Origin of the sequence: Candidatus Thiothrix putei (assembly GCA_029972225.1) — a bacterium.
In the GTDB taxonomy this organism is placed as follows: domain Bacteria; phylum Pseudomonadota; class Gammaproteobacteria; order Thiotrichales; family Thiotrichaceae; genus Thiothrix; species Thiothrix putei.
Genome location: CP124756.1, coordinates 2,736,243 through 2,762,485 on the forward strand (window position 1 = coordinate 2,736,243; position 26,243 = coordinate 2,762,485).

General features: G+C 49.5%; 28 protein-coding genes, 1 tRNA gene and 1 pseudogene. 16 read left to right on the plus strand and 14 right to left on the minus strand.

Annotated elements, in window-relative coordinates:
• Window positions 1-6 precede the first annotated feature (6 nt).
• From casB to cas3, 5 genes are read right to left on the minus strand one after another with little or no spacing between them, the layout of a single operon-like run.
• On the minus strand, window positions 7-621 hold the full coding sequence (gene casB / locus QJT81_14045; GenBank protein WGZ92944.1) for a type I-E CRISPR-associated protein Cse2/CasB: 615 nt from the start codon (window positions 619-621) through the stop codon (window positions 7-9).
• Complete coding sequence (gene casA / locus QJT81_14050) at window positions 621-2,270, minus strand: type I-E CRISPR-associated protein Cse1/CasA (GenBank protein WGZ92945.1); 1,650 nt, start codon at window positions 2,268-2,270, stop codon at window positions 621-623. Before casA ends, casB begins: the two co-directional genes overlap by 1 nt.
• Window positions 2,267-2,866, minus strand: a complete 600-nt coding sequence (locus tag QJT81_14055) for a hypothetical protein (protein ID WGZ92946.1) — start codon at window positions 2,864-2,866, stop codon at window positions 2,267-2,269. Before QJT81_14055 ends, casA begins: the two co-directional genes overlap by 4 nt.
• Window positions 2,860-3,978 carry an AAA family ATPase gene (locus tag QJT81_14060; protein ID WGZ92947.1) on the minus strand — a complete coding sequence of 373 codons (1,119 nt, stop codon included), beginning with the start codon at window positions 3,976-3,978 and terminating at the stop codon, window positions 2,860-2,862. The genes QJT81_14055 and QJT81_14060 overlap by 7 nt, the downstream gene beginning before the upstream one ends.
• Window positions 3,979-3,982: 4 nt before the next feature.
• Window positions 3,983-6,706, minus strand: coding sequence for a CRISPR-associated helicase Cas3' (cas3, locus tag QJT81_14065; protein ID WGZ92948.1), 2,724 nt, complete (start codon window positions 6,704-6,706; stop codon window positions 3,983-3,985).
• 176 nt (window positions 6,707-6,882) lie between these two features.
• Between cas3 and lepB the strand changes: the two genes are divergently transcribed.
• A complete protein-coding gene (gene lepB, locus QJT81_14070) occupies window positions 6,883-7,803 on the plus strand; it encodes a signal peptidase I (GenBank protein ID WGZ92949.1) in 921 nt (306 codons plus the stop codon).
• Here lepB and QJT81_14075 read toward each other — a convergent pair.
• Window positions 7,800-8,591: a hypothetical protein gene (locus QJT81_14075; protein ID WGZ92950.1), complete on the minus strand. Its 792-nt coding sequence runs from the start codon at window positions 8,589-8,591 to the stop codon at window positions 7,800-7,802. The two genes, lepB and QJT81_14075, sit on opposite strands and share 4 nt — an antisense overlap.
• Window positions 8,592-8,669: 78 nt before the next feature.
• Window positions 8,670-9,890 (minus strand): DUF1015 domain-containing protein, encoded by a 1,221-nt coding sequence (locus tag QJT81_14080; protein WGZ92951.1) that lies wholly within the window; start codon window positions 9,888-9,890, stop codon window positions 8,670-8,672.
• 162 nt (window positions 9,891-10,052) lie between these two features.
• Between QJT81_14080 and QJT81_14085 the strand changes: the two genes are divergently transcribed.
• The 8 genes from QJT81_14085 to QJT81_14120 all read left to right on the plus strand — a co-directional run bounded on the left by QJT81_14085 (window position 10,053) and on the right by QJT81_14120 (window position 16,433).
• Window positions 10,053-11,129, plus strand: a complete 1,077-nt coding sequence (locus QJT81_14085; GenBank protein ID WGZ92952.1) for a hypothetical protein — start codon at window positions 10,053-10,055, stop codon at window positions 11,127-11,129.
• A 2-nt stretch (window positions 11,130-11,131) separates the two neighbouring features.
• A complete protein-coding gene (locus QJT81_14090; protein ID WGZ92953.1) occupies window positions 11,132-13,468 on the plus strand; it encodes a mechanosensitive ion channel in 2,337 nt (778 codons plus the stop codon).
• Between the two features lie 21 nt (window positions 13,469-13,489).
• A tRNA-Arg gene (locus tag QJT81_14095) sits at window positions 13,490-13,564 on the plus strand.
• 165 nt (window positions 13,565-13,729) lie between these two features.
• On the plus strand, window positions 13,730-14,968 hold the full coding sequence (locus tag QJT81_14100) for an integrase arm-type DNA-binding domain-containing protein (protein WGZ92954.1): 1,239 nt from the start codon (window positions 13,730-13,732) through the stop codon (window positions 14,966-14,968).
• Between the two features lie 206 nt (window positions 14,969-15,174).
• Entirely contained in the window at window positions 15,175-15,330 is a 156-nt protein-coding gene (locus QJT81_14105) for a hypothetical protein (protein ID WGZ92955.1), read from the plus strand.
• A 178-nt stretch (window positions 15,331-15,508) separates the two neighbouring features.
• Window positions 15,509-15,775, plus strand: coding sequence for an AbrB/MazE/SpoVT family DNA-binding domain-containing protein (locus tag QJT81_14110; GenBank protein ID WGZ92956.1), 267 nt, complete (start codon window positions 15,509-15,511; stop codon window positions 15,773-15,775).
• Entirely contained in the window at window positions 15,769-16,122 is a 354-nt protein-coding gene (locus QJT81_14115; GenBank protein WGZ92957.1) for a type II toxin-antitoxin system ChpB family toxin, read from the plus strand. Before QJT81_14110 ends, QJT81_14115 begins: the two co-directional genes overlap by 7 nt.
• A gap of 20 nt (window positions 16,123-16,142) precedes the next feature.
• The gene (locus QJT81_14120; protein WGZ92958.1) at window positions 16,143-16,433 is read left to right on the plus strand and encodes a hypothetical protein; all 291 of its coding nucleotides are present in this window, start codon (window positions 16,143-16,145) and stop codon (window positions 16,431-16,433) included.
• Here QJT81_14120 and QJT81_14125 read toward each other — a convergent pair.
• The 3 genes from QJT81_14125 to QJT81_14135 form a co-directional block, all read right to left on the minus strand.
• Window positions 16,430-16,777, minus strand: coding sequence for a hypothetical protein (locus QJT81_14125; protein WGZ92959.1), 348 nt, complete (start codon window positions 16,775-16,777; stop codon window positions 16,430-16,432). The two genes, QJT81_14120 and QJT81_14125, sit on opposite strands and share 4 nt — an antisense overlap.
• Window positions 16,774-17,730 (minus strand): integrase domain-containing protein, encoded by a 957-nt coding sequence (locus tag QJT81_14130; GenBank protein ID WGZ92960.1) that lies wholly within the window; start codon window positions 17,728-17,730, stop codon window positions 16,774-16,776. Before QJT81_14130 ends, QJT81_14125 begins: the two co-directional genes overlap by 4 nt.
• Before the next feature lie 657 nt (window positions 17,731-18,387).
• Window positions 18,388-18,888, minus strand: coding sequence for a hypothetical protein (locus QJT81_14135; GenBank protein ID WGZ92961.1), 501 nt, complete (start codon window positions 18,886-18,888; stop codon window positions 18,388-18,390).
• A 373-nt stretch (window positions 18,889-19,261) separates the two neighbouring features.
• On the opposite strand from QJT81_14135, the gene QJT81_14140 reads away from it, so the two are divergent.
• Window positions 19,262-19,618, plus strand: a complete 357-nt coding sequence (locus QJT81_14140; GenBank protein ID WGZ92962.1) for a lytic transglycosylase domain-containing protein — start codon at window positions 19,262-19,264, stop codon at window positions 19,616-19,618.
• Window positions 19,619-19,714: 96 nt separating this feature from the next.
• Here QJT81_14140 and QJT81_14145 read toward each other — a convergent pair whose 3' ends face one another.
• From QJT81_14145 to QJT81_14155, 3 genes are all read right to left on the minus strand, one after another.
• On the minus strand, window positions 19,715-19,906 hold the full coding sequence (locus tag QJT81_14145; GenBank protein WGZ92963.1) for a hypothetical protein: 192 nt from the start codon (window positions 19,904-19,906) through the stop codon (window positions 19,715-19,717).
• A gap of 507 nt (window positions 19,907-20,413) precedes the next feature.
• Window positions 20,414-20,860, minus strand: coding sequence for a DUF29 domain-containing protein (locus QJT81_14150; protein ID WGZ92964.1), 447 nt, complete (start codon window positions 20,858-20,860; stop codon window positions 20,414-20,416).
• Between the two features lie 112 nt (window positions 20,861-20,972).
• Complete coding sequence (locus tag QJT81_14155; protein WGZ92965.1) at window positions 20,973-21,494, minus strand: Arc family DNA-binding protein; 522 nt, start codon at window positions 21,492-21,494, stop codon at window positions 20,973-20,975.
• A gap of 104 nt (window positions 21,495-21,598) precedes the next feature.
• On the opposite strand from QJT81_14155, the gene QJT81_14160 reads away from it, so the two are divergent.
• Together QJT81_14160 and QJT81_14165 are read left to right on the plus strand one after the other, a co-directional pair.
• The gene (locus tag QJT81_14160) at window positions 21,599-21,787 is read left to right on the plus strand and encodes a hypothetical protein (protein ID WGZ92966.1); all 189 of its coding nucleotides are present in this window, start codon (window positions 21,599-21,601) and stop codon (window positions 21,785-21,787) included.
• Window positions 21,788-21,858: 71 nt separating this feature from the next.
• On the plus strand, window positions 21,859-22,773 hold the full coding sequence (locus tag QJT81_14165; GenBank protein WGZ92967.1) for a tyrosine-type recombinase/integrase: 915 nt from the start codon (window positions 21,859-21,861) through the stop codon (window positions 22,771-22,773).
• Here QJT81_14165 and QJT81_14170 read toward each other — a convergent pair.
• A pseudogene (locus QJT81_14170) lies at window positions 22,745-23,793 on the minus strand (IS630 family transposase). The gene QJT81_14165 and the pseudogene QJT81_14170 sit on opposite strands and share 29 nt — an antisense overlap.
• Window positions 23,794-23,957: 164 nt before the next feature.
• Between QJT81_14170 and QJT81_14175 the strand changes: the two are divergent.
• Genes QJT81_14175 through QJT81_14190 form a run of 4 tightly spaced genes read left to right on the plus strand, consistent with a single transcriptional unit; the run spans window position 23,958 to window position 26,243 of the window.
• On the plus strand, window positions 23,958-24,170 hold the full coding sequence (locus QJT81_14175; GenBank protein WGZ92968.1) for a hypothetical protein: 213 nt from the start codon (window positions 23,958-23,960) through the stop codon (window positions 24,168-24,170).
• Window positions 24,167-25,126 carry a hypothetical protein gene (locus tag QJT81_14180; protein WGZ92969.1) on the plus strand — a complete coding sequence of 320 codons (960 nt, stop codon included), beginning with the start codon at window positions 24,167-24,169 and terminating at the stop codon, window positions 25,124-25,126. The genes QJT81_14175 and QJT81_14180 overlap by 4 nt, the downstream gene beginning before the upstream one ends.
• Window positions 25,123-25,686 (plus strand): hypothetical protein, encoded by a 564-nt coding sequence (locus QJT81_14185; protein ID WGZ92970.1) that lies wholly within the window; start codon window positions 25,123-25,125, stop codon window positions 25,684-25,686. Before QJT81_14180 ends, QJT81_14185 begins: the two co-directional genes overlap by 4 nt.
• Window positions 25,686-26,243, plus strand: coding sequence for a M23 family metallopeptidase (locus QJT81_14190; GenBank protein ID WGZ92971.1), 558 nt, complete (start codon window positions 25,686-25,688; stop codon window positions 26,241-26,243). The genes QJT81_14185 and QJT81_14190 overlap by 1 nt, the downstream gene beginning before the upstream one ends.

Here is a 26,243-nt window from a genome sequence, read left to right on the forward strand (position 1 = left end):
AGCTCCTTATTTGTCTTGTTGGTAAGTAAATATTTCTTGGTAATAGTCTTTGGCGAGTTTGAATTGAAAGCTCTTCTCGCCACGGTACTCATCAGGTTTTTTCAACGCTCTAAAGCGGTAAAAAATATCATCGGCCAAATAGATGGGATTGATTTTCTTATCTAAGTGTTTAGCAATACGACGCAGCTTTTCGAGAAAGTCATCATCATCTTGGCTGTTGGCTTGTAGTAATCGCTGAAAGCGTAACTCGCTAATCACGGGCTTCTTCGCACCACTATCCCGTTCAGCACCCATTTCTATTGCCAATCGTGTCTTACGCTCTTGCATGAGTTTTTCAAAACGTTCCTCCACCTTTGCCTCTAATACGGAGTTGGGTATTTTAATATGTACTAACACACACGCAACGCTAGCAATTGCCTCTGGAAAAACCTTGAGTCCTAACTGCCGTAACGCAAACTGCAAACGATGAAAGCCTATTTGTTCCATAGCAACATTGATACTATCACAGCGTTTCAAAGCAGCCCGCTCTCCTTTACGTTGTTCCAATCCTATCCACCAATTGAAAATGGCGTATTGTTCCTGCGTATTTCTTAATACCAAAAACCACGGTTTATCACTCATTAAACGGACTCCTGTACTTTTAGATGTCTTAATGCCACGTCGAGGAAGTAGGCTAAACCATCACCTTTTACTTGCTTACCAGTCTCTGTTTTCTTGATTGCTTTACCATGACGAGCTTTAATCACCCGCTTTAAATCACCATCTTCGTTGGCACTGGTCAAAGCGTAATCATCAAATAGCTGGAAGGCAAAATGCTTCAAAGTTTTGCCCCACTCCTGAAGAATCGGGGGAATGTTATCTTCATTGCCTTCATTAACAGCAACTATTAGCGGTTTTAAGAGTGAATAGAATGCGCTTTCTGTCCCAGCCCAAAAGTTGGCATCAATATCGACTGCTTTTTCATTGAATTTTTTGGCATTTTGGTCGTTTTTCGGATTAGCAAACCATGCGGTTTTAATCGCACTTTTGACCGCATTCAGGGTATCGCTTGCTGCTTTCAGCATGACCTTGACGGCATGTTGCAAATCTTCATAAGCGGCAGGTTCAATATCGTAAAGCGGCATGGTAGCTTCATACCAACAACGCGCTTTCATATTGTCCATGTCATAACCGAACGCCCATAACCTTGCTTCAAATCCACCCTTTATCCAACTTCGACGCGAATCATCACGGTATTTTTGTACAATCAAGGCGGCTGCGCGTTTTTTATTGCCGTCTTCATTCACGGCTGCCAATTCCAGCCAATGCCGATAACCTAAGCCACCGGGTTGTGCTTTAATCGAGTAGGATTCTTTACCCGTTTCGGAAGCATACGGTGTCAATGGATGCGCCCATGAACCGGCATAATTCACGCCGTAATTTTGGGTATGGTATGCACTCACCAACGTATCGCTGGTTTCACCACTAATATCGCACATTCCTCCCGTGCCACCCCAATGCAGACGGATACGGCGCGGCATAGACCAATACATTTGTAACGGATGCGCATGTTCGGGATAGGTTTCTGAACCTTTGTCTTTACTGACACGAGTCTTAGCCATCCACGGAAAAATGGCACTATGACCTTCCAAACTGCTATTACCTTGCAGCTCAAACATTTCATCCTGCGTCAACACATTCAACCACAGGCGATGCCAAAGCGTGTTGTATTCGGGTTTATCGGGCGGCAATACCAAGGTCGTCAATGGGCCACCACCCCGCAAGGAAACCCGATGCCCCTGCCCTCCAGCAGGTGCATTAATTTGCAGTGTAAACAAAGCAATCGCCGCCCAATACGGTGAAATATTCTCAACTGCTCCATCTTTGATGAAATGATCTTGATTGTTTTTAATCGTATTCTCACCCGGAGCTTCGATAAGCAACCCTGCTATGTCGCTCTCTGCCCCCTCAGGTAAATCAAAATCCTGCATAAAAGCGGATTTGCCGTTTGCGGTATCCATGTTAAAAGCGGCTTCAAATCCAGTAAATGCAGCGGAGAGTTCTGCCCCTGTCGGTGGTTTTTTCCAGTATTTCACCCACTCCTTGCGGTCAGCGGGTGCAAATGTGGTTTGCAGTAAACCGATTAAAAGCTGATATAACGCACCTTTGAAATCGGCACGGGGAGCATAGAGATCAATATAATCGGGGTTGCCAATTTCACTGATAGTGACTTTTTGTCGATTTTGAATAGGCGTTTGTACATTTAACCAAACATCGGTCAAAAGATTCATGACTTTCCTTTATTTCCCAACTGTTTTAGTTTTTCAACACAATAACTTGCGCTGGGACAATTCTCATGACTGGCAGCACGTTCAAGATCAAAGCGTTGATCACGGATAAATTTACGGGCGAATCCGGGTTTTGAACCGGGGCCACGATTGGCTGCTTTGCCATAATTTTTCAACGCATCCCAAGGCTGCATATGACTTTCTGGCACAGGTTCATAAAACTGACCATCACGTAACCACGAGCGCATTGCTTCAGTATCTGCTAGAAACCACGCCTCTAGCGCATTACGTGCAATCACCACCAGATCAATGTGGCGACTACCTATCCGTTTTTTACGTTCAGTGATGCACAATACATCAGCATCAGGGTCGAGATCGGCTAAAACGACAATCACATCGGGTGCATCCTGCTTACGAATTTTTTCTGCCAATGCCTCCAGTTTCGCGGCGCACATATTGCCTTTCCCTTTGCAGTTGCCATCCTTTGGGTTGCCAATGAGTTCAATGCCACAATATTGCATGAGCCATTTCTTGAAATAATCGCTGCGTACCAATTCAATTTCAGTTTGCCCTTCGACGATAAAACTGGCTTTTACCACGGCACACCTCCATCAAACAGATTGGAGAGCCATAACTCATCCAAACTCAGCGGCGCAAGATCCTCATCTGTCAAACGACCATCCGAGGCATGTTTCAAGGTAGTACGTCCCAAATGCTTGTTGACCATCCAAAACTCATGCAATTGTAACTGCCTCACAATGGCCTCACTGTGGGTTGTTATCCAGACAGGGCTACGTTCATGAGCAGATTCACGCATCAGGTTAACCATTTCCTGAATCGCTTTGGGGTGAAGACCCTGCTCAGGCTCTTCCAACAAGATCATCCCGTATTTTTTAGGCGCATCAAAAATAGCAACCAACAAGCACAACAGATACATCGTTCCATCAGAAACCATATTGGCTGGAAAAGACTCCTTTGTACCTACCTCTTTAAAAGAAATACCCGTTGTTTGGGTAAGGTTCTTCCTGCCAATGGATATTTTCTCCAAGCCAGAAACAACCATTTCCATCCACTCTATAATCTGTTCGCGAGTATTTTTATCGCGTTCTAGGCGTTGTAAGACTGAAGCTAAATTGCCACCGTCACGATGTAAAACTGAGCTATCCTCTGCACCTCTGTTAGCTTGTGCAGCACGTAATGGCTGAATCCGGTAAATTCGCACATTTGTCAGAAATTCCCGTAACGGTAGATTGTCGTACAACAATAATGCCGAATGGTTTTCGGATAAATTCTGTTCTTTATCATCGACAATGGGCTTATTATTTTCTCCCCATTTTCTTGAGAGCGATATTTTGCCGTCGATGAGCAAACGCTCTTCGATGCCTGCTTTGCTATCCAGATTGTGCAATATCAGCGTGTAGTGATATTGCTTGCCGCCCAACTCACACACCAACACAAAACGGAATTTAGGAGCAGCACTAGGATAAGGGTGTTTTGCAGGTCGAAAATGCTGATAACCGCCCTGTTGGTTCACAGCCGCCTCTACGCCATTGCGAATAAACTGCCCAACAAAGTCTAGTGCATCAAAGAAGTTACTTTTGCCGCTGCCATTCGCCCCCGCGAAGACAGAAAAGCAGCCCATATTTTCCACACGGAGATCATCGAGACTTTTGAAGCCCCTAATGTGTAATTTTTTGATAAAAACGCTCATGTGCCTATCCCAACCATAAACCAATCTCCTCATTGTAGTGGACAATCACGCCACGACCACTGGAATCTATTGCACTCCCAACCCATGATTCACCAGAAGCCTCGTGGGTTAACGGTACAATCACACTGTACTGGTCAAACAGCTTTTCAGTCTCCCGCAAACGCTCCAGTGCCGCAACTAAGGCAACATCCTTGATCACTGCTACTTTCTCCAACTGTTTGGAACTCACCCTCACACTGCTTAAATCCCAGCAATAGCGATCATCACTCACCCACGGACGCAACAAACCATCCTGCCAACAAGCAAGGTAAACAGTATGGGTATCATCCCCCAAGCGCGTTGCCAGCTTGACCTCCTCATCCCAAGCACGGCTGTTGACGGTGTAACCTAATGCCAGTTTCAACGCCAACGCATCACCCATATCTTTCTTGGCATGTGTTTCGCCCAAGGCTTTTTGGGTACTACCCGCCAGGGCTTCTGGTATGCCCTCATCTGCTTCGTCATACACAAACTCCAGCAACTGTCGAGCGTCTTCCGGCATTGTCCAACCTTGCATCCGTGCCAATATCTGACTGGTACGCCACAACACCAGCGTATGCGGGTACACAAAGTGGGCTTTCGGGAATAGTTGCTTATACCAATCTTGCTGGGGTTCATCTGTCAACGCAGGGGAAAAGACAGTGAGTGTTGGCGTACCACGCTGATCCAGTTGCCCATGAGCGAGTGGCTTGCCCAATGCATCACGGCTGTGCCGCTGCAAACGCCCTGCCCGCTGAATCAACAAGTCGATAGGCGCAAGATCGGAAATCATCACATCGAAATCCAAATCCAGCGACTGCTCAACCACTTGTGTTGCAATCAATACACGCCCTTGACGTTGTTCTGGGGTGGATTGCTTGCCAAAATAATCAAGTACTTGCCGCTCAATCGTCAAACGGTCATGCAGAGCATAACGGCTGTGGAATAAATGCAATTTACCGCTTTCGATCCACTCGTAACCTGCCAATTGCTGCCACGCATCGCGGGCATCTGACACCGTATTGCGAATCCAGCAAACGCTTTTTCCTAATGCAACCGCTTGCTGAATCGTTTGCAATACGGCTTTTTCATCATGGCAAAACTGTACTTGCACCGCTCGCCGCACGGACTCACGAGTCTGTAAAGGTTGCTCCAAAAGAGGTAAATCCTTGGCAACACGGGTCAATAAAGGGTAATCGGTTTTATCTGTGTAGGGTTTGACCGCGTATTTCTTACCAGAGAAAGCGGCAATTAGGGCTTCCCGTTGGTATTGGGTCAGGGTAGCCGACAACAAAATAATGCTGCCACCCAATGCCGCATGAAACTCCACCAGCGTTTTTAGCAGTTGATTGGTGTAAGCGTCATACGCATGGACTTCATCCAGAATCAGTACCTTGTTGAGCAAACCCAGCAAACGTAACGACTGGTGACGGGCAGGCATCACGCCCAATAAGGCTTGGTCAATCGTGCCAATACCCACATCAGCCAACAATGCTTTTTTACGGTTGTCTGCTAACCAGCGATTACACTGAGCCGTAATATTTTCTTCATCGGCATAGTTCTGTTCTGCCCGCTGTGCAGCCAACAGTGATTCCTGAAACTTTTCCGATAAGTGCCGTGCGCTATGGCTAAGGATTAAACTGGGCTGACTACCTTCTGCATAAAAGCGCAGGTAAGCATCAGTCATACGCTCATACATCGCGTTCGCCGTTGCCATCGTCGGCAACCCTACATAGACACCTTCAGCTTGCCCAGCCTCCATCAAACGCTGTGCCAACATCAGGGCAGCTTCTGTTTTACCTGCGCCCGTCACATCTTCGAGGATGAACAGTTGTGACTCAGCACTGATCGGTACGGTCGAGCAGTATGCTTGCAAGGGAGTCGGGTCTTGGATAAAGGGGAATAGGCTTTGCAAGTTTTGATGATCAACCCTTGGTTTGGGCAACAAACCCGCTGCTCTGATGGCCGTCTCTGCCGCTGGCAATGCCACATTTTGCCAATACCGAGGCAAATCCATGTGTTCATCGTGGTAAGTAAACAAAGCATAGTTAGAACCCAACCAGTCACACAACACCGCAAGACCTGCCAGTATCCAACTCACTTTGGCTTGCTGCTTTACCCAGTCAGAGTCAGCACCAGCATTGACTACGCATTCAATATCCGGGCTTATCAGTTGTTGCCAATCATTGAAATACGCTAACGCTGCGGCTTGATCAAAGTCAGTGAAGTGATTTTTGAGGGGTTCGTGTTTATCAGGAGGCCAACCGTGATGACCGAACACAGGCTGCAACCAATATTTGATGGCATCTGCAAGGAAATCTTCACATTCAGAGGCTTGTTCTAGCCATTCATCTTTCAAAAATCGCTGCCAAAGCATTTCGCCCAAACTATCATGACGAACACTGTAGTTTTTCTTTTTGATGATGGTATCAGGCCAAAATTGCTGGCGCAAATCCGGGCGCAACTGCTGGAAACTTTCGGCAAATTTCCCAAGGTCATGAATACCCAATAAAAATACGCACCATGACATGGCATCTGCTTCGGGCAATTGCATCAACTCTGCTAAGCGTTTACGCAAGAAAGCATGTTGTTGTAGCAAAACCTGCCCCACCGCCGCCACATCCAGAGAATGATACGGCAACAAATGCCATTGCGCCCCCGCCTCATCCAGCCCCGGCCTCGCCTTGCCCCAATACTTAAAATACGGCAATCCAGCACCCCTTCACAGCCCCAATTAATAATAGAAATATGTCCAATGAATGGATTATTCACCTTAAATACCGCACATTCAATAAAAATTAACCATGTGTCACCGTATAGCCAAAAATCTGTAACCCTCCCTGCCAACCCTGTATACACTCACTCCCAATACAACAGGAAGCCGCCATGCAAACCGATGCCACGTCAGTCACCAAACCCCGCAAACCGCTATTAGCCGTGCTCATGTCCGCCCTCCTGCCGGGTTTAGGGCAACTTTATAACGGCGAATTCCACAAAGCCGTCTGGTTGTTCCTAGGGTTCGCGTTGCTAACCGTACCGGCGATTGCCGTCGTTGCTTTGTACTTGCCAGTGAGTTGGACATCACCCACCCTGTTTATTGGTCTGGTTTTACTGATTGCTCTCTGGATTTATGGCGTAATAAATGCGTGGCGTCGCGCTCGCCAACAACCCGATTACGTACCGAAAAACTGGCAAAGTGGTGGTATTTATCTCTTGGTATTTTTGGTGTGCAGTGTCATTGCACTGCCGCTATTGAGTGCGCAAATTCGGCAACACGCCGTAGAGAGCATGTTAGTCCCCTCCTCCAGCATGGAACCGAATGTGCTGAAACTTGATATGATTTTCGTCGACAAGCGTTATAACCGTATCGGTGCAACGCAAGGGATCAAGCGTGGTGACATTGCCGTATTCATTTACCCTAACGCCCGCAACACCTATTACATCAAGCGCATCATCGGTTTGCCGGGGGAAAAGGTCAGCATCAAAGGCGCGGAAGTCTTTATCAATGGTAAACCGTTGCGTTTACGCACCCAACCCACCACCGATGGTTTATTGGTAACAGAAACCGATGGAACAACAAGCTGGCAGGTCTTCTGGAACAATAAGAAACAGCAATTACCGCAGACAGAATTGCACATCCCACCGGGGCAAGTATTTGTATTGGGAGATAACCGTACCGATAGCAACGATTCACGCTTTTTTGGTACAGTCCCCTTGCAAGATGTGGTCGGTAAAGCCCGCCAAGTCTGGTTCTCTGCGCAAGGCAATCAAGTACGTTGGGAACGCCTCGGCAAACTGTTACATTAGAATGGCATGAATGACTTAAACATTTTCATGAAGGGGCTAACCGTTGAAGCGGCCTCCCCCATAGGAGCAGCGGCCTGAGCCAACGTACCAACTTTTTGATTCATTTGTGCCACATTGCCACTCATGTACGCGACGTTATTATTCATGTAATACATCGACTGATTCATCGCCTGAGTGCTTTGCGCCATCGCTTGGGTATCGGTTGCCATCGTGCCAATGTGCCCGTTCATGGTGTTGATATTACCCGACATGGTGATCATGGAAGCTTGCATACTGCTCATGATGTACATCATGTAACCACCTGCCGCTCCCGCCAACACGATCACCGGAAACAACCACAAACGTTGCTTGAGTTTCGCCACTGCCAGCGTTTGCTGCACCTGTTGCAACTCATTCATCTTCGCTTCAAGTTTTTGCTCGCGCTCATTGAATTCCTGATGCAAACGCTTGAATGCATGTTCCAGCCGTTCACTCACGCCGTCCACTGTTGGCTGATGTTCTACCGATTTGTTAGCCGCTTGCACCCACCATGGAATCAAACGCTCCAACAAATTCGGTGTCACCGTGACTAAGGCTTGGGAAGTGGACTTTTTTACCCGCGTTGCTGCACGCACGCGTTTAGGACTAGGCTTCAGCACCATGTCATGACGTTTGACAATACGCATGGCGATGGCTTTGCCCGTTCCCTCCACCTGTGCGGATTTTATTTCAGGGATGGCATTGCCGAAGACATCCAGCCCAACATTCACTTGGTGAGCTTGTTTGCTCTTGGTGTTAGTATGTTTCATATCGCCAGTATATAAGCGGATTCTGATACACACAAGCAACAGAGCGGGCAAATTTAGCCCACTCTGTCGGCCCGTTGGTTAATCCAACAAGTAAGAAACCACACCATCCGCCAGTTTCGGCTCAAACCAGGTGGATTTCGGTGGCATCACATCGTTGTTATCCGCCACCGCCATCAGGTCTTGCATACTGGTCGCAAACAGCGAAAAAGCCACTGCCATTTCACCGCTATCCACCCGTTTTTCCAAACCCGCCAAACCACGAATCCCACCCACAAAATCAATCCTGTCATCACGGCGCGGGTCGCTAATCCCCAAGATGGGTTCAATCAAATAACGCGCCAAACGGCTGACATCCAAACGTGCTACTGGGTCATCATTGGGCATCAATTCAGGATTTAGCGTCAGTTTAAACCACTGCTTATCCATGTACATGCCAAAGACACCGGGGGCGTCTGGTTTCACCGGCATAGCGGAAGGTTCCAGCGCAAAATGTTCTTCAATAGCAGCAAGGAACTGGGTGGGGTCTAAACCATTTAAATCCTTAATCACGCGGTTGTAGTCAAAGATTTTCATCTCGTGTGCAGGGAATATTACCGATAAGAAATAATCCGACCCTTGCTGATTATTACGCATCTTCGCAATCCGCGAAGCTGCTGCCGAACGGTGATGCCCATCAGCAATGTACAGCGCGTGCATGGCATTAAAGGCAGCCGTCAGTTGCGTAATACTGTCAGCTTCATCAATGACCCACAGGGTATGTTGAATACCGTCATCTGCGGTGACATCCAATGCAGGCTCAGCTTGCGCAGCCGCTGCAAGAATCGCATCGACCGCTGGTGCATTCGGGTAAACCAGCAACACCGGACCGGTTTGCGCATTCACCGCATCAATCTGGCACACCCGATCGTCTTCCTTCACCGGGCGGGTGAATTCGTGCTTGCGAATCCGGTTGGTGTCGTAATCAGCCACCGATGCACCCGCCACCAAACCGGTTTGCGTATGCCCATTCATAATCAGGCGATAGGCGTAATAACACGGCTGCTCATCCCGCACCAGCAATCCCGCCTCAACAGTACGCGCTAAGTTTTCCGCTGCTTTGGCATACACAGCAGCGCTGTACGGGTCAGTATCCTCAGGCAGATCAATCTCTGGCTTGGAAATATGCAAAAAGCTCCACGGCTTACCGGCGGCTTGCTGCCGTGCTTCAGCGGAGTTCAATACATCATACGGTGGCGCAATAACTTCGGCAGCCCGACCCGGAGCAGGGCGTAAACCTTTGAATGGCGAAATCAGATTCATGCTGGAAATCTTCCCACAACGCTAAAAATCGCTGCATTATAACTGCCATTGGCAACGACGGCTATGCAATCGCACCGTTACCGTCGGGCAAAACCGTTAACCATTCAGCTCATGAACAAGGCTTGTACCGTTTTCTGCCCGTAAACGTTTATAATCCCCAATATGAATAGATATATCACCCTACCCCTGTTGCTTGCGATTCTGCTATCCGCCTCCGCGCTGGCAGCACCGCAGGATGTCCGCACCATCCCCATGACCAACGCCCAACAACCCTTCGAGCTTGCCGCCAAGTTGCAATGGAACCCGCACGACAAAGCGTGGGACAAAGTGCTGGTACTCTACAACGGCAACCCCAGCCCCCCACCCACCCACCCGGTGTGGACGTATCTCGACAGTATGCAAATCCCCGCCCACGCCGCGACCAAAGCCGGGGAAAACCTTTACTACAAAGCCTTCCACAGCAACGCCTTTTGCGACGGCAACACCCCGCTCACCTCCGGCAAACCGCTACGCATCACTTTCGACCAGAACACCCCCGGCAATTACACCGAAAAGGACTACTTCCGCGACTGGAACTGCCCCGGCTGGAGCATGGGCTTAAACAACGTCAGCATCGTCGGCAAACAAGAAGCCCGCAACGCCCAAGGCCAAGCCTTACGCCTCCACATTCCCAAAGGCACATCCGGCTGCATCAACGAAAAAGACTGCGCCAACTGGAAACCGCACATCGGTGCACAACTCGACAGCCTGTATTACTCGTACTGGGTAAAATTTCCCGACAATTTCGACTTCGTGCGCGGCGGAAAACTCCCCGGCATTGGCAGTTTTGAACCCCGCGTCGGCGGCGTAAAACCCAATGGCAACGACGGTTGGAGCGTGCGCGTGATGTGGGATAAAGACGGCAAACTAGGGCAATACGTCTACCACCCCGACCAACCCAAAAATTTCGGCGACTTCTTCGTGTGGGATATGCCGCCCGTGGAAAAAGGCAAGTGGTATCAAATCAAAACCCTGGTGCGCCTCAACACCCCCGGCAAACGCGACGGCATTATCACGACTTGGCTGAATGGCAAACAGGTGCTGGATAAACGCGACCTACACTTCCGTAACAGCAACAACCTTCAGATCGAACGCTTCCTCTTCGCCGTCTTCTTCGGCGGCACAGGGGCAGAATGGGCACCGCAGCGTGATATGCTGCTCTACCTTGATGATTTCACGCTCTCAACCACGCCACACTGATCATGAACAACTTGCTTATTATGTTTGCACACCTCTGGCGTTATTTGCTCCTGCTAACCCTGCTGGCCTTACCGCTACCGGCTAACGCTGATGAGTTTGCTGCTGAACGTTTAGATGCACTCAGCGCCCAACTGAGTGTCGCTGAAACCGCGTTTCGGCAACAAACCCGCCAAGACATCAGCAAACTCGACAACCTGACCACCACCGCCGCCAATTTGGAACAAAGCGCCAAAACCTGCATCACCCAACAGGAACAACAGCAAACCCAAACCCAACAAGCGATGGATAGCTTGGGTGAAGCCACCACCGACGAAGATGCCGACGTTAAACGCAAACGCAAAGAACTGACCGAGCAAAAGCAGCAAATTGAAAAAACCTTATCCCAATGCCGCTTGATCAGCCTCCGCGCCACTACCTTATTAATCGAAACACGCCAAGCCCGACAAACATTGCTCAAACAACAACTGTTTGCGCACAGTGCTTCGGTGTTTGACTATGCACAGGTCATTCTGCTGGAGCCGGGAATCTGGAAAACAGAAATTAATGGCATGTTGCACACTTTCGGTAATCTGCCCCTACACCGCAATAATGTGTGGATGGCACTGCTGTATGGTGTAGCAGGGCTGGTTGCTGGCATGTTCTGGAGTATTCAGAAACGACGGCAATACCGCGAAACCTTACCCCCGATTCATGCTACTAGCCCTACCCTAGCAGCAGTGTGGATTAGCTTGTTACGCTTTCTGCCGTATACCTTGTTTACGGGATTAACCTCGCTATCGTTATACTTTTCGCCACCAGGTGTGCCGATTATTTTGCAGTTGATGCAAATGTTACTGTTATTTAGTTTGAGCTACGGTGTCATGCATTCGTTACTACGCCGTGCCGTACAGGTCGAAGGAGTGGTTCCCCCCAACCAACGCACCGGACACAAACTGTACTTTTGGGCGCGTCTGCTGATTATCACAACGCTAATTGGGACTATTTTTCATTCACCCTTACTCGACTCTGCCACACAAGCCAGTACCGACCCCAGTCATTTAGTCGGGTTGATACGCATCGCCATTGGCACGGTTGTTGGATTTTCACTGGCTCGCCTGATTTGGCTGATGTCTGATCATTTTTTGTTTATCCAGCGTATCCGCTTGCATTGGCTGGCAGCCGGAACATTGGTCATTGCCGTGCTTAGCCTGTACGCGGGTTATCGCAATTTTGCGGTGTTCTTGTTTAGCGGGGTGTTTGGCACGTTGTTTTTGTTATTAGCCGCCTGGTTATTGCTCAAAATTCCCACCGAAATATTTGACGGTTTGGATGCAGGCGCAACACCTTGGCAACAACGCTTACGCCAACAACTAGGGCTAAGAAACAACCAGCTTGTACCGGGGTTATTATGGGTACGGCTGACCAATACCTTAGTGGTTTCCGGGGTCGCCTTGATTCTGTCACTGCGCCTGTGGGGGATGCCGGAACAAAACTTCACACTGTTGCTCACGCAACTGGCTAACGGCATCCAGCTAGGTGGTTTCACCTTAGAACCGCTACGCATTGTGAGTGGTTTGCTGATCTTAGCCTTGTTAGTCAGCCTCACCCATGTATTCAAAAAGAATCTGGCAGAAAGCTGGCTGCGGCGCACTACCCTGAGCCGGGGAGCGCGGGAAGCCATTACGACGGTTTCGGGTTACGCGGGTATTTTATTCGCCATTTTGATTGGCTTGTCGGTAGCAGGCATCCAGTTTGAAAATCTGGCGATTATTGCGGGAGCATTATCGGTCGGTATCGGTTTTGGCTTGCAAAACATCGTCAATAATTTCGTATCTGGGTTGATTTTGCTGTTTGAACGCCCGATCCGGCGCGGTGATTGGATCAGCGTAGGCACAGCGGAAGGCTATGTGCGGGATATTAGCATTCGCTCCACCACCATCCAAACCTTTGATCGTTCTGACATTATTGTACCAAACTCGCAAATCATTTCCGGGCAAGTCACCAATATGATGCTGAATGATAATTTCGGCAGGGTGATTATTCCCGTCAATGTGGCTTACGGTGCTGACACCGAACGTGTCATGGCGGTATTGCAAGAAGCGGCTAATGCACACCCGTTGGTATTGAAAGATCGTAGTGATATGAAAATCAACGTATTCTTTCGGTCATTTGGCGATCATGCGCTACAGTTTCAATTACGCTGCTTTATTCGTGACATTGAAACCAAAGCCAGAGTCACCAGCGACTTGAACTTAACGATTGATAAAGCGCTACGTCAACAAGAAATACCCATGCCATTTACCCGCAGCGAACCGTATACATGGTCAGGAAAAACTGTCAAATCGCAGGATTTAAGCTAGAATACGCGCTTCTCGCCGTTTGGCCCCATAGTTTAATGGATAAAACGGCCCCCTCCTAAGGGGCAGCTACAGGTTCGATTCCTGTTGGGGCCGCCAATAGATTGTTTCAGCATGTTTCAGACCGTCTCAAAAACCCTTACAGGCCGCATTCTGTAAGGGTTTTTACGTCTCAGGGTGTTGCATACCGTGTCAGGTTATCTCACGTCATTGGCTGCATTATTGTCTGCATACTCCACAATCGTCATAAAGGATGCAGCCAAAATGGAAAGAAAGCTAAGAGATTCAAAGGTTAAGAACGCAAAAACCAAATCAGATGGACAACCTAACATTCTTACTGATGGGGGAGGGCTTTACTTGTACGTCACGCCAAAAGGTAAACACTGGCGTTTCTCGTACCGTTACGATAACAAACGCCAAACCCTATCCATCGGCAGTTATCCTGAAATCAGCTTAGAACAAGCCCGCGAACTGCACCGGCAAGCACGGGCGCAACTGGCTAGGGGAATCAAACCTAACAACCACAGGCATACCTCAAGCAAGGTAAACACTTTCCAAGCCATCACCGCAGAATGGTTAAACCGTGGTAAATCAGGCTGGTCAGATGGTTATGTTGAACGCATGGAAAGCTGGTTTAGACGTGATGTTTTCCCAGCCATAGGCGCAATGGACATCAGCGAGGTTAACCCAAGCGACATTATTAGAATTCTCCAAAAGATAGAAGCAAGGGGAGCTGGCGATAGCGCCCGACGGGTGAAACAGTCCATTAACCAAGTATTTCGGTACGCCGTCACATTGGGACTTAGCAACCGTAACCCGGCTACTGACATAGATACCCGCATAATCCTAAAACCACTGGTTAGCAAACACTTTGCTGCGATCACGGAGCCGCTCAAGGTCGGGCAACTGTTGCGGGATATGGCGAATTATCAAGGCTCGTTTGTGGTGCGGTGTGCTTTGCAACTTTCAGCCCTGGTGATGTTAAGACCGGGGGAATTACGGGCGGCGGAATGGGAGGAAATCGACCTTGAAGCTGCTATATGGACAATCGAAGTTAGGCGCATGAAAGCCCCCACCCACATTAAGCAGGCTAACCAGTCAAAGCACGTTATCCCGCTATCCATGCAGGCGGTAGCGATCTTGCAAGAATTGCAACCACTGACAGGGCGGTTTAAATACGTGTTCCCCAGTGCCAGAGGTGCAAGCCGCTGTATGAGTGAAAACGCAGTACGAGCAGCCTTACGAACCATGGGATACGACAACGACACCATGACCGCGCACGGATTCAGGGGCATGGCATCCAGCTTGCTAAACGAACTAGGGTTTAACCCTGATGCGATTGAACGCCAACTGGCACACAAGGAAACCAACAAAATCAGGGCGGCATACAACCGGGCGCAATACATGGAAGAACGAACCAGAATGATGCAGGCGTGGGCAGACTACCTAGATCAACTGAGGACGGGTGGGCAGGTGATACCCTTTAAAACCAAGGTAAAATAGGCTGATACCGTCACAGTAACGTAACCAAGCCGGGTAAGTTCCCGGCTTTTTTGTGCCTGTTCTTAGAAAAAGAAAAATATCCCAACTTTCCCAACTTTTAAAAAATGTATATATAAGTATATGTATTATATAGATATTCAGAGTTGGGATTTATCCCAACTTTTCCCAACTTATCCCAACTCATTGAAAATAAAGCGCTTTATCTCATGGTTTTCTATTCCGGTGCTTGCCCCGTCAACCCCGAAGTGAAAAGCGCAGCGCAAAAGCGTAGCTTTTTTTCACGTAGCCCGCAGGGTTGGGTTGTTACCACCCCACGTTCCCCGCAACCAACGGGCGCGGCGGTAGCACCTCAATACGGCTGATGAAAGAAACAAGCTATTGGCAGGGGTGCAGACGTATTCCGGCTGCACCCCTTGCCCCATGGCGAATGTGGGGTTTGGGGCAAAGCCCCAAGGGTCTTACTCCTTTAGTTGACGGTTGTTTTCTTTATGGAAAACTTCACTATAATGGAAGCGACCAACACGGAAAGGAGAAACCCGAATGACCACCGCCACACTACGCACCGTCGGTAATTCCGTCGCTGTGGTAATCCCCAAACAATGGTTAACCCTGCTAGGGCTGGAAGCAGGTGCAAAAGTAGAACTGAGTCTCGACGACGGCAAGCTCACGCTACAGCCAAAAACGGCGGCTAGACGTAAAAAGTACAAACTAGCGGACTTGTTAGCCAAGTGTGACCCATCCGCGCCTATCCCAACAGCCGTAACCGAATGGGACAACATGCCAGCGGTAGGGAATGAAGTATGGTAAAGCGTAGCGGATTTGAGCGCGGTGACATTGTGAGGGTAAGTTTTAACCCGACAGTGGGGCGGGAAATGCAGGGCGATATGCGACCCGCGTTAGTGCTTTCAACCCGTGAGTTCAATAACACCGTTGGTACTGCTTTGGTAGCGCCGATCACCCAAGGCGGCAATCTTGCACGGGTAGCGGGTTTCGCTGTGCCATTGATGGGCAGTGGAACGGAAACACAGGGCGTTATTTTGGTTAGTGCGGTGCGTACCCTTGACCTCGTGGGCAGAGGGGCAAGGTGCATAGAAACGGCACCTGATAGCATTGTTGATGAAGTGCTTGAAATACTCGCTGGCATTATTGAGTAACGTAAGGTGTAGACATCCCCATGACGCTTGATTTACTGGTTCTGCGGTGCAGAGATATTGAAAAAACCAGAGCCTTCTATGCTCAGCTTGGCTTGATATTTGAGCGTGAGCAGCATGGCAATAGCCCTGTTCACTACTCTGCTCATATTGGCAGTATGTTACTGGAACTTTATCCGGCAACCGGTGAGCCGGATAACGTGCGCTTAGGTTTTGTCGTTTCGTCAACGATATTGGCGCATTTTGGCGTGAGCCATCATGGCGTTATTCGTGACCCTGATGGCAGAGGTGTCGAGCTTTCCATGGCTGGTTAGTGCTTTTTCTGGCGGTTGGTGAGTTTTGGCGGTCGCCCACCTAAACCTCTGGTAGGGTGGTGATTCCAGTCACCGCGCAAATGCGGCTCCCAGTCGGGCCATTTGCCCAACGCATCCGCTACTGCCCGACAAGTACGCCAGTAGTCGTAACGGGTAGCGTTGGCTAAGCTGCTGGTTTGGGTTTCCAGATACCATCTTAGGTGCTTAGCTTGCCACTGGTAGGGCGTTTTGCAAGGGTAGTGTGCATGGATAGCCTGTGCTAACTGCGTCGCTCGCTTGAGGTGAGCATTTAGTGTGGATTTCGCACCGGGCACTGAGCGTTCCAGCAAACTTTTTATGTTCATGATCTACCGCCAATGTAGGCGGATACCACATCAATCCGCCCATGCCCCAATTCTTCGGTGAGTATTTCCCGTGCCTCTCTGTCGCTTTCCCTAGAGGCGCTCATTCCATCACCCAGCACGGGTGCAAGATGCCCGGTCAATTGTTCGTAGCGCTCGCAAGCGTAAGCGGCGCGTAACTCATGGTATTTTCCTATTCCCGCTTCCTTGAGGTGTTCCCGCGCTTTATTCAGCTCCCCATGGACAAAGCTGATGTAGATTTCATGGGTTGCCAGCAAGTTGCGGGAACCTTCCGGGCTGGCGGCGATTGCCCGTTCAAGTGTTTGCAAACCAGTTTGGCTAACCGGAACCCAGCGATCCACCTCATGACCACGACCGCCTTTTGTGCCTTCCGTTACGTTGATTGCGCCTTTTTCTTTTGCTTCTTGGTGCCAGCGCTCCAAATTGCCAAGAATCGCCTCCCGCTCTCTCAAACCAAATTCCCTTGCGAGTTCAGTGACGGCAGCGGCGCGTTCTAGCCCTGCATGTCTCATGTTTTCGCTGGCAGTCCGTACCTCTGTCCGATCAAGGCCATCGGGTGCGACCGTGCGGACATGGGAGCGTTCGCCGACCATCCCGGAAGGGCTGACGCTAATGGACTCGTCCCCACGCAGGCAAGCCAGTGTGGTATTGACACTGGAAAGCAAATTTTGAGCGTAGGAAACCGCCATTTCGCCAGCAGCAACCTTTTCGTTTAATTGTTGCCCGTACCGTTCCACGGCGTCTTGGGTGATGTCTTTCGCATCGCGTATGCCTTCCTCTGTTTTTAAGTAATCCGCGAATTGGCTAAAACGTGACTGATGCGCCGCAACAGCGTTGAAGTGCCCCTCACCGTAATGCTCTTTGAGTGCTTGGCTGGCAGCGTAGGACATGCTTTTACCGTAGCCAAAATTTCTACCTGACGTGAATTTACCCATTATTTACCCCACAGAAAACCTTAAATCTTATTGCTTGTATTAAGTTGACCAGTGAGCAGACCACAATAACTACCCTTTATTTTTTGGTGAGTGAAAAAGAGGATTAAGCGCCTCCCGCGCCTGTGGTTTGCCCATCCGGGTCGGTTACATGCTTGTTTTTACCGGCGGCATGTTGCCGGTGCTTTGCTTGTGTATTGTCTGATTCCCCCCCATCGCGTCTCCGGTTATCCGGCGGTAGTGGATGGTTGCCGCGTTGCCTGCGGCAGGGAAGCTCAGCTAAATCCTGTGGCTGATGGTCGAGACAAGGCAAGGTGGAGTTGCTGACAAGTGGTTAAAATCTTGTCGCCCCGTCATCATCCAATAGGTTTTAGTGCAGGTATTTGCGCTGCGGCAGATACCTTATTGCTGTTGTAGATCAATTGGTTGTAGCAGGTTTCCGGCGTCTGTCTCTTTTGACAAAGAGACAGACGCAGACCGTGCCACCCCATCCGCTTGGCTGTGCTCCCGTTGGTCGCCTGTAGCGGACGGGTGGCACAGCAGCCTGCTCCCGCTGATCGCGGGTAGCAGGCTATGCCGTGCCAGAAAGCTTGGCGGGTAGCTATCGCTACTTGCCAAGGCATTTCCGGCACGCTGGCTTGAGGCGCACTTCGGGTGCGCTCAAGCGTGAGTCCAGACTGATGCAGGTATTTGCCCCTTGCTGGTAAGCCCTGTACGGGACAGTAGTCCATGACGAACGCAGACCTCACAATCCCAACGGTTAAATGGTTGGTCTTGGTAAGTTACCCAATTTTTCCCGTCTTTTTCGGTCGGTGTCAGGGTAATGCGCTTGCCGTTTTCCAGCAGCATCAAAAACTGACTGTAACGTAAGCCGTCATCAGGGTGATGGCAGACCGTAGAGTTAAGCCACTGAACACGGATGCTCGTCTGATGCTGGATTTCACCATCAGCAGAATCACGGAACAGATGGACAATGACCGCTTTCTCCCCAAAGAGGAGGGTCTTGGTACGTTTGTACAAACTTAAAGACGCAGGCTCAGGTTTTAACTTTGCCCGTTTTGGTGGTGTTGCGGTGAGCCGCACAGTTTTGACTTTGCCAGTTTTCCTGACAGCTTTGATAGCAACAAAGATCAGGATCGCAAACAAAAGGATAGTTGTCATGATGAGTCTCCGGGGTGATAACCGAGTAGACGCATCTTTCCCGTGGGAGTGTGTCTCCCAGTAGGGTGGATTGAAAATAGCCTAGTGCTTAGGCGAGGTGAAATACAAAAAAGTAGAATATAGCCACCAGATCACCCGAAGGTGAGCCGCATCCAGCAATGGCATAGGATGCTTTAAGGGGTTGTACATTTAGTCCTGTTACGGACGGCTCCCGCCAAAATGGCTGTACAGGGAGCGAAGGGCGTGTTGAGAATGCAACACCACACAAGAAAACTTCATCTTGCTTTTTTTAGTCTGGGCAAGACACTTCATGGAAATTATAAATCATTTATCTTACTGTTCAAGAATAACTATTATTGATGGGCAAGAATAAGTGCCTGCTAATTTGATACGGGCGATGATGAAACAGGAATCCGGCGGTGATCCCAATGCCACCAGCAACAAAGGTGCGGGCGGCTTAATGCAGCTTATGCCGGACACCGCAGCAGGCGTGGCAAAGCAACTGGGAATGAGCAACTTCGACCGATATGACCCACGTGACAACATTATGTTGGGAACTGCCTACATCAAGGAGCAACTGGACAGGTACGACGGGAATATCAGCCTAGCATTGGCTGCCTATAATGCCGGTCCCGGCAGAGTTGACCAAGCTAACGGGATTCCTAACATCAAAGAAACTCAGAACTATGTGGCAAAGATCAGTAAAACCTACCGGAAATTAGAGGGGTAAGACCCTTGGGGCTTTGCCCCAAACCCCACATTCGCCATGGGGCAAGGGGTGCAGCCGGAATACGTCTGCACCCCTGCCAATAGCTTGTTTCTTTCATCAGCCGTATTGAGGTGCTACCGCCGCGCCCGTTGGTTGCGGGGAACGTGGGGTGGTAACAACCCAACCCTGCGGGCTACGTGAAAAAAAGCTACGCTTTTGCGCTGCGCTTTTCACTTCGGGGTTGACGGGGCAAGCACCGGAATCATTCCATGTGCCAGTCTGTTTTGCCATTGTGTGGGTTATGGCCATGCGTCCATTCGTAATCATCCTGCTTGATTCCTGCCCGATTCATTGCCCAACGGAGCAGCAGGATTACCCCAAAAACAAAAAACATTTCCATGATGCTATTCCCTTCTTCTCTCTGGTTACTATTTGCCCGCTGATTCCAGTGGAATCAGTGGTTTCTTTTTAGTCACTGATTCCTAGGGAATCACCGGCTGGTTTTTAGTCACGCAATTCTTATACAGTGCGTCAGTGCTTAATAACTCTGCGTTTTGGGTGCATTCAGACGGTAGCGGCTGAATAATCGCCTTGATCGTGCCGGATATATCCTATGGTGCTGGTCTGAGCCACGCATAAAGGAAAGCACTTGCCCAAATGCCCAAGACGAGTAATGCCACTACTGTAACCCTGTGTTCCCAGAAGCTATTGATGGATGGATTGAACATGGATAACCCCGTGTTATTGTTGATTTTGCAAGGTTCCATTCTGGCAGACATCGGCTGGTCTGCAAAGTGTTGGACTAGCCCAGTACCTTCATTCGACTGATTCAGGCCAGAAATTTACATCCATCACTTGCTCAAATGTCCACGGGCTTTCTTGGGGGAAGTGAGAAGCACTGATGCCCGTTTCGGATTCAGCATCATCTATTGCGAAGTTATAGGCGCGTTCCATTGATGCAGGAACTTCAGGCTTCAAGCTGGGGTTGTCCTTCATCAGGTAAAAGATTTCCTTACGCTGCACCTTGATGGTACGTTCCCAACTTGAACGGCCTGCATAATTGGGCTGGTACTGCCATTTCAGCAGGTGCATGAGGAGGACGCGGAGGCGGTTTACCAGTTCCTTGCGTTCGCGTAACCCCATGCTTTCCACTTCCTCTATCAGGTGTTCCCAATCAATCTCGTTTACTTTACGCGCCTTCATCAAATTGCTTTGTTCTTGCGTCCAGCCGTAGTAATCCTGTTCGTAAGCTATAGCACCCATTGTCAGTGCCTCCTGTGTTTCGATAGTTTGAGTGTAGTAATACAGCCCTTTCTTTTCACCCTTTGCCAACCCTTTGGGTTAGCTTGCTCCCTTAATCGCCCTTTATTTCGCTCTATTGGTTATCGTCAGGGATGGTAATACCGGCTTTAGCAAATTGTTCTTTTACAATCTCAATAGCGATAGTTCTCACTAAATTATTCAAAGAGTTCTCATATTTAACTTCGGTAGCTCTCGGTTTTTTAAGATTTTTTTTACATGGATTTTCTAATAGCACGGGGTAATAAGCTTCATCATCTGGAAGGTCTAGTTGTTCATACTCGAATATGGCTTCGTTTTCTTCTTGTTCTCTGTCCGCTTCAAGAGATTTTTCCAGTCGCCATGCGATTTCCTTGCCTATTGTCCATCCATGGGTATCTGCATTGGCTTTTAATCTTATGCGCATATCAGGACTAAGGTTTGTGAAGGAGTCTTGAATAGCGATGCCAAGGGCTTCTTTCAAACTCTCCCCCAACCTCATCAAAATTTCCGCATGTAAGGAACGTCCAACCATGCGGGCGGAGTCTTCTAGTTTTTGGCGCATTTCAGGGGGAAGACGCACTGAATATGGCTGTGGCTGCTGGTGTGTATTGCTCATGTATTCATTTTGAATCACATGCGGGCTGTCACGCAATTCTTTTTAAAGTATTTTTATTGACTACTAAGTAATTATATAGAATACTATGAGTTCAGGTAGTTATTATGAATACAGCAGGCAAAGATGACATGAAGGAAAAAAAATTACCCCGTTCGATTCGGTTGGATCCGGAAATGGAGAAGTGGGTGATAGATAAAGCGAAAGCTGAAGATCGTAGCTTTAATGCCCAAATAAATCGGTTTGTTAAAAAGATGAAGGAGTTGGAAGAGCAACAGAAACAAGGATTCGCCTAGAAATCGCCCTACCACACGGATTAGGCCCCGTGAGGCAGGACTTCACAACACAATTAAACAGGAATTGAGTTATGCAACGCGAAAGCATACACGATGCGCGTGTTTCCGTGCGCGAAAAAACGGATGAAATCACCTATCCAGCAACCTTTGAGGCATTGTTAGAGTATTACCAAGCCGAGCGGGAACCCTCCCCCGACACGTTGCGGGATTATCGCGCAGTGGTACGTCAGTTTGTGGGTTATACGCAATCCAACCGGCTGGAATCCATCACCCGCGATCAAATTGCCGCATGGCGCACCTATCTACGGGACACGCGCCAGCTTGCACCGGCTTCCATTAACTCTTACTTGCGTCATCTTCGCGCCTTATTGCGGTTTGCCGATTTGTACGGTTATCACTCGGACATCGTGCTTAATGGCATTAAAACTGTGCAAACAGTCAAGCCGACCAAGAAAACACTAGAGCGGGTAGCCATCCGTGAGGTGCTGCAATGGTTACAAGACCCGGCTCAGAGCAACCTACCCGGCTGGTTTTGGGAGGCCGTAGTTAAAACGTTTTACTACACCGGTATGCGGCGTAGGCAGCTTGTTGGCCTGACTTGGGGCGACATTGACACCAAGCAGCAGACCATCCTGCTACGAGGCGAACACAGCAAAACCAAAAGGGAATGGAAAATCCCCCTGCCCTCGCAACTCATTCCGGTACTGGCAGATTTGCGAAAACTCGCGGAAAACAAGTTGGAGCGCTCATGTCGTCGTGCTGATCAAGTTTTTAATGCGACTTTGTTCCGTGCTGCATACAAAGGCAACCGGATGACCGTTGAGCAGCTCTCAGAGGCGCTCAAGCGCATTAGTCGTGGGTCAGGGGTTTTGATTAGCTCCCACCGGTTCCGGCACACCTTTGCAACACAGCTTGCAAAAGAAGGCAATTTGCGTGACCTGCAAAAGATGCTATACCTTACAGCGTCAAGACCTGAACATTTTTAAAGGTTTGAAAATTTGTTGTCATCAACTGGGTCAGTTCTTTCTTGTGATCGGTATCCAGCTTGTCGAGACAGTTGGTGATGGCCGCCTTGAAAGCGGGAAACTTATCATAGTATTTCGAGTACAAGCATTTTTTCTTGACGAACTTCCACAACCGTTCAATCAGATTGAGGTTGGGTGAATAGGTCGGTAAAAATAATAGTTCAATATTGAGCCTTTTCGCACAGGCAAACACGGCTTCACAGCGTTGATACTTGGCATTATCCAAGACCAAAGTGATCGGTATTTTGAGTGCTAACGCTGCAATTTTTTCCAATAATTCACACACGCTGTTAGCGTTGATATAGGAGTCGTTAGTGATCGTGATGAGTTGTAGCGTTATCGCATTGAGTGCGCCCAATACGTTGTAGCGTTGTCGACCACAGGGGGCTTTGATGAATACGCGGGAAAATGACCACAAAAACCCCAGAAACGGTGCTAACACGAAGTGGGCGGCATCGACAAAAAAAGGGCGCGTTTGCCCTCCTTAGCCTCCTGAATGCGCGGTTTTAGTTCATTTTCCAGGAACTTTTCTTGTGCTTCCACATCAGCTTTGGCGGGTATCATCCCCACTTTATGGATGTCCATCCCTATTTTCTTCATAAAGACACGTACCCTGTCCTCACTGCGTTTGATGCCTGTCAGCTCCTCAATCTTAGCGGCTGCCGCCTTGCTGGTTGCGGGGGGATATTCACGAAAATAGGCTTCAATCTTGTCTTTATATGCCATCAAATCACTCTGTGGTTTATTGAATCGTATTTCTTTAAGAGCTTCTAAACCGTTAGGTTGTAGGTAGGCGTTTAGGTAGGCAAGCAGCGTGGCTTCTGTAATCCTTTCCAATCGTTTGATTTCCTTATGCGTCAACTGTTGGGATTTCAGGTACAGCACGGACATTTTCTTACGGACTCTGGGATGAGGATGGCGCTCCTTCCAGTAGAACAGCTCCGCTATCTCATCCTCAGTGAAAGTGATTTTTAATGTCATACATTACTCATGGCTGCTTTTGTTACCAGTCATCTAACCATATTTCCCTGATCAAAAAAACTATTTTATGGCACGGACTGGTATAGGTCACACCAATCTCAGCACCACCATGGAGTATGTTGAGCCATCTGTTAACCAAATGCGCACCATGCTGGGGGCAATCCATGAACTCTAATAACCACGACCTAAACACCCTACTTCGTGAAATCTATGCCCGTGCCGACAGTCTGGCGATATTCGCGCAAGCGGCTAATGAAACCCTGTTACCCAGTGACAGAGAGCAGCAGCCAGTAATGCTTGAAAACGTCCTGTACAGCTTAGCAGTACTGGAACAACTCCATGCAGAACTTAAGCAGGCAATGGAGGTGCAACCGTGAGCAAATACGCACCTCTCATCCTTCGCACCATTGCAGCAATCACAAGTGCCACCAGTGCAGCAGCAGCGTACCCAGCGGCAGCTAACCTGTTCGGCATGTTCCCCGGTGGTGTGATGGTTGCCAGCAGTGCAGCGGCAATTTATGCAGGCTGGCACATCGTCGCCACCTCAGAGAATACCGATTACCGCATTGTATCCGGTGTTACAGCGGCGCTATTCGCTGGCGTTATGACCGTGGGCATTCATAGCAGCGGTCAACTGAAAACCGCAACACAAGCCACTAGCGCGGCGGAACAAGCCGACATCCTGTATGCAAATCAGGAATCAACCCGTATGGCGACACTGGCAACCGTAGCGGCTGAATTGCGGGCGACACAGAAAAGCAAATACCCGGCGGAATATGCCGCGTTACAAGCGCAAGTCGATAAGCTATCAAGACCTACCCCACGGGTAGAAACCGCTACCCAAGCAGCAACCCCAACAACTAACGGCCTCTACCCGTGGGTAGTGGCGGGATTGCTCGAAGTGGTTAGCCCTGCTTTGTTGCTCTTGGCTGGCATGTTCACCCGGCGTGAAACATTGGACACGCCACGGACACGCGCAGGACACGCTACCGAAAAGCCGGACACGCTACCGGACACGAAAACCCTGAAAGCAAGCTGCGAAGCCGTGGACACGCTACCGGACACGCTGGACACGGGCGAAAATGGCAGTGAAACGTACCGCTATGCAGAACCCTACGAAACTGCTTTAACAGGTATCCGTAATCGTAGCGTGTCCACTACAGACGCGGGCAATGTTACGCGGCAAGCGGTACAGGATTACGCCAAATGCACAAAGCAAGACGCAATGTATGCAATGGGGCTGGCTGTACAGGAAGGCTATTTAGAGAAATCAGGCGATGGCGCTAACACCCGCTACCGCTACGCAAAACAAACACTGAGGGCTGTGAAATGAGCTTAATTCGTGCAACAAACAGCAGTATGCCCAATCTCGTTGGGTTGAGCTTATTGGTCGGTGGCGGCGCGTCTGCTTTGTCGGTCATGGTCGGCGGCGCTCCCATCCTGAACTTTCCGGGTAGAGAAGTGGCTGACTTTGCCTTCGGTGCAGCCGCCTCTGTTACCGGCTTTTTTGTATTGAAGGAAGGTTCAGCGGTGGCGGCATGGCTGGCGGGTATTTTGGTAGTGGGTGCAATGGTCTATGCAGGACTGAGCATTGACGCGGATCAGGCGGGGCGGATGACTAAAGCCGCCATCAATGCCGCCAAAACCGGCGCAACCACGGCTGCCGACGGCGTGGCTAATGACACTCCCATCAGCCAATACCGTGCAATTCGCCAACTACACCCGGCGGAAAACGCGGAATGTGAAGAAGTGGCAGTGCTTGAGGCAAGCGTGGCGGATACCGGCAAAGGCGTAACCCTGCCCAAACGCCTTGAATGGACACAATCCAAACAAGGAAAACTCAACTGCTCGATTGCTTCAGACGGTAAACGTTGGGTGTGGAGCGCGAACTAATGAGCCTAGCCACTTACTTTAGCCCTGTTGCAACGTGGTCGGTTTCCATCGCCTTGGGCGTGGTAATCCTGCCACCACTGTATCAGGGCTTTGTGTTTGGTGGCGGCGCTAACCTGATGGAACAGGCCAGCCAAGAGCTTGCCACCATTTTTTCATGGACTGCACCCCGCTCGATCCGCAAACCCTTAGACGGTGATGCGGTAGTGACATCAGGGTACGGGATGCGCAAACACCCAAAAACAGGACTGCAAGCCATGCACTACGGCAAGGATTACCGTTGCACCATCGGGCAACCCGTGGGCGCTATTGCTGGCGGCGTGGTGAGTCATGCAGGCACGGCGGGCAATGCGGGCTTGCTGGTAGCCATCGACCATGCAGAGGGTATGCAATCGCTCTACATGCACTTATCCGCAACAACCATGCAACCGGGCAATCAGGTAAACGCGGGCGATGTTATAGGCGCGTGTGGCAATACCGGGCGATCCACTGCATCACACCTGCACTTAGGCATAAAACAAAACTGGCAATTCATCGACCCGACCACCAAGGGATTATGA